Source organism: Roseomonas sp. CECT 9278 (assembly GCF_918698155.1).
GTDB lineage: Bacteria > Pseudomonadota > Alphaproteobacteria > Acetobacterales > Acetobacteraceae > Neoroseomonas.
In genome coordinates this window covers 1-8,329 of sequence record NZ_CAKKLX010000089.1, presented here as the reverse complement: position 1 = coordinate 8,329, position 8,329 = coordinate 1, and the positions used below count along the sequence as shown (strand labels likewise).

The following is an 8,329-nucleotide window of genomic DNA, read 5'->3' as shown; positions in this document are numbered from 1 at the left end:
CGATCGTGTCCGAGCTGCCCATCAGGTAGTTGAAGCCGGCGCCGGCACCCACGTAGATGCCCTGCACCCGCGGATCCCAGCTCTGCGCCTGCGCGGTCGCGGCCATCGGCAGCGACAGCAGCGTCGCCGCGAGAAGCGCCTTTTTCAGGCTCATCGGAATTCTCCTGCTCGGGGCCCCTTGGGGCCGGAAGATGGGGCCTGCGCGGCGGTATCGATGCGGTGCCGCGCCGGAACACCTGTGTTCTAGCACTCAAAAACCGGCGCGCCATACCTCGTGTGAAGGTTCGTCCGGGACTGTGGCGCCGATGCAACTGGGTGGGGTGGCAAATCCGTCACAAGCCCTCGAGCGCCTGCGCATCGTCCATGCCCGCGAGGCTTCCGCGCGGCAGCAGCCGTGTCGCGTGGCCCATCTTGCGGCCGGCCCGCGCGCTGTCCTTGCCATAGAGGTGCCCGACGATCCCCGGAGCCGCGACCAGCCGGGGCCAGGCGGCCATGCCCTCGGGGCCGATCAGGTTGCGCATCACCGCGTCGTGGTGGCGCGCGGGGTTGGCCAGCGGCAGGCCGGCCACCGCGCGGATGTGCTGTTCGAACTGCGATGCGGCGCAGGCATCCATGGTCCAGTGGCCGGAATTGTGCGGCCGGGGCGCGATCTCGTTGCCCAGCAGCGTGCCGTCGGGCAGCAGGAACATCTCGAGCGCCACCACGCCGACCAGGTCGAGTCCCTCGGCCACCGCCGCCACATGGGCGCGCGCGGCGGCGGCGGCGGCGGCCGGCAGCCGGGCCGGCGCGAAGGACAGGTCCAGGATGTGGTGGGCGTGGCGGTTCTCCGCCGGGTCGAACACCGCGATGGCGCCATTGGCACCGCGCGCGGCGATAGCCGAGATCTCGGCCGCGAAGGGCACGAAGGCTTCCAGCACCAGCGGCCTGGGCGCGAGTCGCGCAAAGGCCGGGGCCAGGTCATCGGGCGTTCGCAGCACCGCCTGGCCGCGGCCGTCATAGCCGAGTCGCGTGGTCTTGAGCACCGCCGGCAGGCCGAGTTCCGCGACCGCGGCGGCGAGCTGCGCCTCGGTCTCGACCGCGCGCCACGGCGCGACGGGCACGCCGATGCGCCCGAGGAAGGCCTTCTCCGCCACCCGGTCCTGGCAGGTGGCGAGCGCCGCCAGGCCGGGCCGGCACGGCACGAGCCCCGCGAGGGCCTCCAGCGCGGCGGCGGGCACGTTCTCGAATTCGAAGGTGACGACGGCGACGGCGGCGGCGAAGCGGGCCAGCGCGTCGCGGTCCTCATAGGCGGCGACGGTGCGCTGCGCGGCGACCTGCATGCCCGGCGAATCGGGCTCCGGCGCATAGATGTGGCAGGCGTAGCCCAGGCGCGCGGCGGCCAGCGCCGACATGCGGCCCAGTTGCCCGCCGCCCAGGATGCCGATGGCGCTGCCGGGTGGCAGGGGGGTCATGCCGGGTCGTCCGGCACGGCGGCGGTCTGCGCGGCGCGCCATTCGGCCAGCCGGCCGGCCAGGGCGGGGTCGGCGATGGCCAGGATGGCGGCGGCCAGCAGCCCCGCATTGACCGCGCCCGCGCGCCCGATGGCCAGCGTGCCGACCGGAATGCCGGCCGGCATCTGGACGATGGACAGCAGGCTGTCCATGCCCTTCAGCGCATGGGATTCGACCGGCACGCCCAGCACCGGCAGCGCGGTCATGGAGGCCGCCATGCCGGGCAGGTGCGCCGCGCCGCCGGCGCCGGCGATGATCACGCGCAGACCGCGCGCCGCGGCGGAGGTCGCGTAGTCGACCAGGCGGGCGGGCGTGCGATGGGCCGAGACCACGCGGGTCTCATGCGGCACGCCGAGGCGGTCGAGCGTCTCGGCGGCGTGGCGCATGGTCTCCCAGTCGGACCGGCTGCCCATGATGATGCCGACCAGGGGGGGGGTGCCGACGGGGTGTGTCATGCGGACCTGCGGAGAAGGGGGCGGGCTGCCGGGCGGGCGCGGGGCCGGGCCGGGATTGCGGGCGCGGCGCGCGATCGCCACCGGGTCGTGCCGGGTGCGCCTGCGCTGGAGCCGCTTCGGCGCGCCGTGGGTCGGTGCAACGCCGCATGCCCCTGGCGTGCAGGCGCATCGTCACCCGGCCAGGCGATGGCACCTGATCGGGATGGGCTGCCGCGCCGGCGTGGAGCGCCGCCGTCGGCGCCCGGGTCGCGCGGGCGGGTTTGCCCGGTCGGATGGGGCCATCCGACCGGGGCAGGCCCTCAGGCCTTCTTGCGGGCGCCGATGCCGGCGAACTTCTTGTTGAACTTGGCGATCTGGCCGCCGGTGTCCATCACGCGCTGCTGGCCGGTCCAGGCCGGGTGCGACTTGGGGTCGATGTCCAGGCGGATGGTGTCACCCGGCTTGCCGTAGCAGGAGCGCGTGGTGAACTCGGTCCCGTCGGTCATGATGACCTTGATCTCGTGGTAGTCGGGATGGATGTCAGGCTTCATGGATCGGTGCTCACGCGGATGCGCCCGACGATGCCGACCGGCGGGCAGGAAGCGGGCCGTATAGGGGACAGGCCAGGGGGGCGCAACCAGGGGGGGCGCCAGGGCCGGCCGTGTCAGGCGGGCGCGATCTCCCCGCGCTCGATCACATAGGTCTGTTCGACCAGCGGGCGCAGCAGCTCGGGGTTCGATTCGGTGATCAGGATGGCGACGTCGGGCAGGGCTGCGCGCAGGCGCTTCAGCGCCTCGGCGTAGCGCATGGCCAGTGCGGGGGCGAGGCCCTGGAAGGGTTCGTCGAGCAGCACGGCGCGCGTGCCCACCATCAGCGCGCGACCGAGCGCGACCATCTTGCCCTGGCCGCCCGACAGCCCGGCCGCCTTGCGCGGCGCGAGGTCGCGCAGTTCGGGCAGCAGGGAATAGACCCGCGCCAGGCGCTGGCCGATCTCGGCCTCCGGCAGGCGCAGCACCTGGGCGGGGAGCAGCATGTTGTCCTCGACCGTGAAGGAGCCGAACAGGCGGCGATCCTCGGGCGCGTAGCCGATGCCGTGGCGCGGGCGGTGATGCGGGGGCAGGCGGGTCTCGTCCTCGCCATCGATCACGACCTTGCCCTGGGCGGCCTGGACCAGGCCCATGATGGTGCGCAGCGTGGTGGTCTTGCCGGCGCCGTTGCGCCCGATCAGGGCGACGCGCCCGCCCGCGGGCACCCGCAGCGACACCTTGCGCAGCACCGGCACGCCGGCGATGGAGACGGACACGGAAGCCAGTTCAAGCATGCCGCTCGATCCCGATGACGTCGCGCTGCACGGCGGGGTCGGCAAGGACCTGGGCGGGCGGGCCGAGGGCGGCGATGCGCCCCTGCGACCAGACCGCGACGCGGTCGGCGAAGCGTTCCACCACGTCCATGTCGTGTTCCACGAAGACCGCGGTGACCTTCGCGTCGCGCAGCACGTTCACCAGGGTTTCCACGATCGTCATCTTCTCGGAGGCGGCGACGCCGGAGGTCGGTTCGTCCATCAGCAGCAGGCGCGGCTTCAGCGCCACCGCCATGGCGATGTCCGCCAGCTTGCGCGCACCTTCGTTCAGCGCATCGGCGCGCGCATCCGCGATGCCCGCCAGGCCGAAGCGGTCGAGCAGGTCGCGGGCTTCGTCGCGATAGGACGGGCGCAGCAGCGGGACCAGCGGCGACCAGATGCCGTGGCGCGAAGCGACGGCGAGCGCGATGTTCTGTTCGACGGTGTGTTCGAGGAACAGCTGCGGCAGCTGGAAGGACCGCGCGATGCCGAGCTTGACGATGGCGCGCGGCGAGAGGCCCGTGATGGTGCGCCCGTCATAGCTGATGGTGCCGGCATTGGGCTTCAGGTAGCCGGTGGTCATGTTGATGAAGGTGGTCTTGCCCGCACCGTTCGGGCCGATGATGGCGAGGAACTCGCCGTTCATCACATCGAGGTCGATGCCGTCGGCCGCCTTCACGCCGCCGAAGGCGAGGCGCAGGCCGCGGGCGCTGAGCAGGGCAGCGGTCATCGCCCGCGCCCCCCGATGGCGCGCGCCGCCATGCCCCACAGCCCGCCCGGCGCGAACAGGATGACCAGCAGCAGCACCGTGCCGAGGATCATCTGCCAGGCATCGGCGAAGGACGCCGCGGCATAGACCCGCACCAGCTCATAGGCCGCGGCGCCCAGGAAGGGGCCGAGCACGCCGCCGGCGCCGCCCAGGATGGCGATGAAGACCAGCTCACCGGAGGCGGTCCAGTAGGACAGCAGCGGCGTGACGTGGCGCGACGTCATGGCGATGATGGCCCCGCCGATGCCCCCCAGCATGGCCGAGGCGACATAGGCCGCGAGCAGGATGCCGCGTGCCGGCACGCCCATGAATTCGAGCCGCGTCTCGCGTGTCTTGATGCCGGCCAGCGCCTCGCCCATCGGGGAGGCGAGATACAGGCGGATGACGAAGCCCACCACGAAGGCGAGGCCCATCGCGATGCCGAACACCGTCCATTCATAGGTGACGCGGTCGAGCGCCTGGCCGGCGATGGGCATGATCTCGACCCGGATGCCGTCGCTGCCCTTGGTGAAGTGGTACAGTTTCTCGAGCAGCGAATAGAACACCATGCACATCGCGAGGTTCAGCATGCCGAAGAAGATCTGGCGGTAGCGCGTGACGAACAGCCCGACCACCAGGCCGAGCAGCCCCGCACCCGCCGCCGCGGCCAGCAGCACCAGCACGCCGTCATTGTAGCGCGGCGCCAGGAAGGCGACGGTATAGGCGCCGAAGCCGATGTACAGCGCATGGCCGAAGGAGACCTGCCCGGCGCGCAGCAGCAGCAGGATGCCCATCACCGCGATGCCCTTCGCGAGCGCGATGGTGAGCACGAAGCGCAGCCAGGGTGCCGCGATGGCGGCGGCGATCAGCCCGCCGGCCAGCAGCAGCGCGAGGAAGGGTTCGACCGCGCGCATCGCGGTGCGCGGCCGCTGCGGCGCGTCGTCGCGACGGTCCTGGGGGGCGGTCATACCCGGCGCGTCTCGATCACGCCGAACAGCCCCTGCGGGCGGACCAGCAGCACCAGCACCATGATGATGTAGGGGACCACGACTTCCAGTTCCGGTTCGAAATACACCGCGATGGACCGCCCGAGGCCCATCATCAACGAGGTCAGCGCCGCCCCTTCGATCTGCCCGAGCCCCGCGGTCGCGACCACGGCGAAGGACAGCACGATGGTCTGCGCGCCCACGCCCGGCACCAGGGCTGCCGTCGGCGAGGACAGGGCGCCGCCCAGCGCGGCCAGCATCGCGCCGAAGGTGAAGGTCAGCAGGAAGATCCTGGCCGCGTCGATCCCCATCGCCGTCGCGGCCTCGCGGTCCGTCGTGACGGCCACGATGACGCGCCCGGTCAGCGTGCGCCGCAGGAACCACGCGAGGCCGGCCAGTGTGATGATGGCGAAGCCCGGCAGCACGAACAGCTGGTAGTTGGTGAAGGGGATGAAGTCGGTGCCGAAGGGCACGTCGATGGTGCCGAGCCAGCGCATCGCCGCATCGTGGTGGATGGGCTGCACGCCCCAGATCAGCTTCTGCACATCCTCGAGGATCATGAACAGCGCGAAGGTGACCAGCAGCTGGACCACTTCCTCCTGCGCGTAGATGCGCCGCAGCAGCAAGCGTTCGATCAGCGGGCCGACCACCGCGCCGACCAGCGCCGCGGACAGGATCAGGACCGGGATCGAGGTCCAGGCCGGCAGGCCGAGCCCGACCAGGAAGATGCCGATCGACGCCGCGCTGTAGGCGCCGATCGCATAAAGGGAGCCATGCGCGACATTGACGATGCGCAGCACCCCGAACACCAGGTTGAGCCCCACCGCGACAAGGAAGATCAACCCCGCGGAGGAGAGCCCGTCCAACAACGCCAGGCCGAGCAGAAGGCCATTGTCCTGGAACCACTCGGCCATGATGCGTCGCGTGTCCTTACAGCGCCGTGCCGGCGGACTGGATCATCGCCGGCGTCAGCGTCTTGAGCCAGTCGGTCGACTTCTGCCCGGCCGGGGCGGAGACCTGCGCGGCGGAGTAGCGCATCATCTCCTTCGGCACCGCGAAGGGGAAGCGCGGGTCGAACGACGACAGGCCGACGATCTGGTCCTCGAGCCCCTGGCCATCCTCGCGCAGCGTGATGGTCGAGGTCGGCGTGGGGAAGGTCAGGCCGCGGAAGGCGGCGGCCAGTTCGGCATCGGACGGCCAGGCGCCGTTCTTCGCGGCCACGGCCTTCTCGACCGCCGCCTTCAGCGCCCAGACCGCCTGCGCCATGTGGTGGCAGGGGTAGATCGGGTATTCGTTGAACTTCTGCCGGTAGGCGTTGACGAAGCCGTTGAACAGCGCGGGGTTGGCCGGCGCGGGGTGGTTGTTCCAGTGGTCCCCGCGCGCGCCGATGACGTGGCCCTCGGGCATGTTGCGGCCGAGGATCTGCATCGACGCCTCCGCCACCGGCAGCACGAAGGTGGTGCGCTCATGCAGGCGGCGCTCGGTCGCCTGGCGGATGAAGGTGACGAGTTCGCCGCCCCAGGAGGTCGAGTAGACGACGTCCGGGCGGAGCGCCAGCAGGCGGGTGATCTCGGTGCTGAAGTCGGACGATCCGAAGCGGGGAAACATCTCGGCCACCACGCGCACGCCAGGCTTGAGCGCGCCCATCGCGGCCTGCCAGATCTCCCAGGAATCGCGGCCCCAGGCGTAGTCCTGGTTGACCACCGCGACGGTGCGGATGTCGGGCTTCTTGCGCAGCAGGTACAGCAGCGGTGCGAGCACTTCCGGCGTCGCGTAGCCCTGGGTGCGGAAGGCGTAGTCGTAGCGCGCTTCCTCGAAGATGCGCTGGGTGCCGCAATCCCACAGCAGCATGACCTTGTTGAGCTCGCGCGACAGCGGCGTGCAGGCGAGGCAGGAGCCCGACGAGATCGACTGGAAAATGGTGTGCACGCCCTCGGACTGCACGAGCCGGCGGATCTCGCCGACCAGGTGGTCGGTGCCCGGGCCTTCATCCACGAAGATCGCGCGCACCGGCACGCCGGCCAGGCCGCCGGCGGCGTTGAGCTGTTCGACCAGCATCTCGCACGCGCGCCGCGAGGGCACGCCGAAGACCGAGGCCGGGCCGGACAGGAAGGTGGTGACGCCGATCTTGAATTCGGCCGGCTTGGCGACCGGCTGGGCCGAGAGCGTGGCCGGCAGCAGGACGGAGCCGAAACCGGCGGCGAGCGTTTCGCGGCGCGTGAGCGTCATGGGGGGTCCTCCCTCGGGGTGGGGTTCCGCGGGTTGGCCCCGCGGTTGGCGCGCAGCATGGACGCAGGGTGCGAAGCCGCGCAAGGGCGCGACCGCGCGAGCATTGCGCCGGTCGCGGTCGGATCGCGCCAGGGCGGTGCCATCATTGACCCTGCGGCGCCTGCTTCCTAGCGTCCGCGCGATGACCGCCATCCTGTCCATCCAGTCCTGGGTCGCCTACGGCCATGTCGGCAATGCCAGCGCGATCTTCCCGCTGCAGCGCCTGGGTGCCGAGGTGTGGGGCATCCATACCGTTCAGTTCAGCAACCACACCGGCTATGGCGCCTGGCGCGGCCAGGTGTTCGGGGCCGAGCTGATCCACGAGCTTGTGCAGGGCATCGAGGAGCGCGGCGCGATGGCGCGCTGCGACGCGGTGCTGTCGGGCTACATGGGGTCGGCCGAGATCGGTGCCGCCATCCTCGATGCCGCGCGGCGCGTGAAGGCGGCCAACCCGGCGGCGCTGTGGTGCTGCGACCCGGTGATCGGCGATGTGGGGCGCGGCGTGTTCGTGCGGCCGGGCATTCCGGAATTCCTGCGCGACCAGGCGCTGCCCGCGGCCGATATCATCACGCCCAACCAGTTCGAGCTGGAATGGCTGACCGGGCGGGAGGTGCGGACGCTGGACGACGCCAAGGCAGCGATCGCGGCCTTGCAGGCGAAGGGCCCGCGCTGCGTGCTGGTGACCTCGCTGCGGCTGGACGACACGCCGGAGGGCGAGATCGGCATGCTGGCCGGTGAGGGCGGCGCGTTCTGGCGGCTGTCCACGCCGATGCTGCCGCTGTCGGTGAACGGCGCGGGGGATGCGATCGCGGCGCTGTTCCTGTTCCACCGGCTGCGCGGCGGGGCGGCGGACGCGCTGTCCGCGGCGGCATCATCGGTGTTCGGGCTGCTGCGGCGGACGGCGGAAGCCGGGTCGCGGGAGATCCTGACGGTGGCGGCGCAGGAGGAGTTCGTGGCGCCGTCGCGACGGTTCGCGGCGGTCGGGTGCTGAAGCGGCGGGGGAGGGCTCTGCCCTCCCCCGGACCCCCACCCGCCAAGGGCTTAAGGCCCTTGGCGGGTGGGGG

At 71.5% G+C, this 8,329-nt stretch carries 9 protein-coding genes; 1 reads left to right on the top strand and 8 read right to left on the bottom strand.

Translation table 11 applies throughout. From position 1 onward, the window contains the following. Nucleotides 1–332: 332 nt before the first annotated feature. From LQ222_RS25680 to LQ222_RS25645, 8 genes are all read right to left on the bottom strand, one after another. Entirely contained in the window at nt 333–1,451 is a 1,119-nt protein-coding gene (locus LQ222_RS25680; protein ID WP_230169727.1) for a 5-(carboxyamino)imidazole ribonucleotide synthase, read from the bottom strand. Continuing rightward, nucleotides 1,448–1,945 (bottom strand): 5-(carboxyamino)imidazole ribonucleotide mutase, encoded by a 498-nt coding sequence (gene purE / locus LQ222_RS25675; RefSeq protein ID WP_230169726.1) that lies wholly within the window; start codon nt 1,943–1,945, stop codon nt 1,448–1,450. Before purE ends, LQ222_RS25680 begins: the two co-directional genes overlap by 4 nt. Before the next feature lie 299 nt (nt 1,946–2,244). Continuing rightward, nucleotides 2,245–2,475 (bottom strand): 50S ribosomal protein L31, encoded by a 231-nt coding sequence (gene rpmE / locus LQ222_RS25670; RefSeq protein WP_230169725.1) that lies wholly within the window; start codon nt 2,473–2,475, stop codon nt 2,245–2,247. Between the two features lie 113 nt (nt 2,476–2,588). Next, nucleotides 2,589–3,245 (bottom strand): ABC transporter ATP-binding protein, encoded by a 657-nt coding sequence (locus LQ222_RS25665; RefSeq protein WP_230169724.1) that lies wholly within the window; start codon nt 3,243–3,245, stop codon nt 2,589–2,591. Next, nucleotides 3,238–3,993 (bottom strand): ABC transporter ATP-binding protein, encoded by a 756-nt coding sequence (locus LQ222_RS25660; RefSeq protein WP_230169723.1) that lies wholly within the window; start codon nt 3,991–3,993, stop codon nt 3,238–3,240. Before LQ222_RS25660 ends, LQ222_RS25665 begins: the two co-directional genes overlap by 8 nt. Further along, the gene (locus tag LQ222_RS25655) at nt 3,990–4,979 is read right to left on the bottom strand and encodes a branched-chain amino acid ABC transporter permease (RefSeq protein WP_230169722.1); all 990 of its coding nucleotides are present in this window, start codon (nt 4,977–4,979) and stop codon (nt 3,990–3,992) included. The genes LQ222_RS25660 and LQ222_RS25655 overlap by 4 nt, the downstream gene beginning before the upstream one ends. After that, nucleotides 4,976–5,911, bottom strand: coding sequence for a branched-chain amino acid ABC transporter permease (locus LQ222_RS25650; RefSeq protein WP_230169721.1), 936 nt, complete (start codon nt 5,909–5,911; stop codon nt 4,976–4,978). Before LQ222_RS25650 ends, LQ222_RS25655 begins: the two co-directional genes overlap by 4 nt. Before the next feature lie 16 nt (nt 5,912–5,927). After that, nucleotides 5,928–7,226 carry an ABC transporter substrate-binding protein gene (locus LQ222_RS25645; RefSeq protein ID WP_230169720.1) on the bottom strand — a complete coding sequence of 433 codons (1,299 nt, stop codon included), beginning with the start codon at nt 7,224–7,226 and terminating at the stop codon, nt 5,928–5,930. A 181-nt stretch (nt 7,227–7,407) separates the two neighbouring features. Between LQ222_RS25645 and pdxY the strand changes: the two genes are divergently transcribed. Beyond that, the gene (pdxY, locus tag LQ222_RS25640) at nt 7,408–8,256 is read left to right on the top strand and encodes a pyridoxal kinase PdxY (protein WP_230169719.1); all 849 of its coding nucleotides are present in this window, start codon (nt 7,408–7,410) and stop codon (nt 8,254–8,256) included. Nucleotides 8,257–8,329: the final 73 nt, after the last annotated feature.

Excerpts from the sequence above, each read along its gene's own strand:
- LQ222_RS25680 (WP_230169727.1), bottom strand. The coding sequence starts at position 1,451 with ATGACCCCCCTGCCACCCGGCAGCGCCATCGGCATCCTGGGCGGCGGG.
- purE (WP_230169726.1), bottom strand. The coding sequence starts at position 1,945 with ATGACACACCCCGTCGGCACCCCCCCCCTGGTCGGCATCATCATGGGC.
- rpmE (WP_230169725.1), bottom strand. The coding sequence starts at position 2,475 with ATGAAGCCTGACATCCATCCCGACTACCACGAGATCAAGGTCATCATG.
- LQ222_RS25665 (WP_230169724.1), bottom strand. The coding sequence starts at position 3,245 with ATGCTTGAACTGGCTTCCGTGTCCGTCTCCATCGCCGGCGTGCCGGTG.
- LQ222_RS25660 (WP_230169723.1), bottom strand. The coding sequence starts at position 3,993 with ATGACCGCTGCCCTGCTCAGCGCCCGCGGCCTGCGCCTCGCCTTCGGC.
- LQ222_RS25655 (WP_230169722.1), bottom strand. The coding sequence starts at position 4,979 with ATGACCGCCCCCCAGGACCGTCGCGACGACGCGCCGCAGCGGCCGCGC.
- LQ222_RS25650 (WP_230169721.1), bottom strand. The coding sequence starts at position 5,911 with ATGGCCGAGTGGTTCCAGGACAATGGCCTTCTGCTCGGCCTGGCGTTG.
- LQ222_RS25645 (WP_230169720.1), bottom strand. The coding sequence starts at position 7,226 with ATGACGCTCACGCGCCGCGAAACGCTCGCCGCCGGTTTCGGCTCCGTC.
- pdxY (WP_230169719.1), top strand. The coding sequence starts at position 7,408 with ATGACCGCCATCCTGTCCATCCAGTCCTGGGTCGCCTACGGCCATGTC.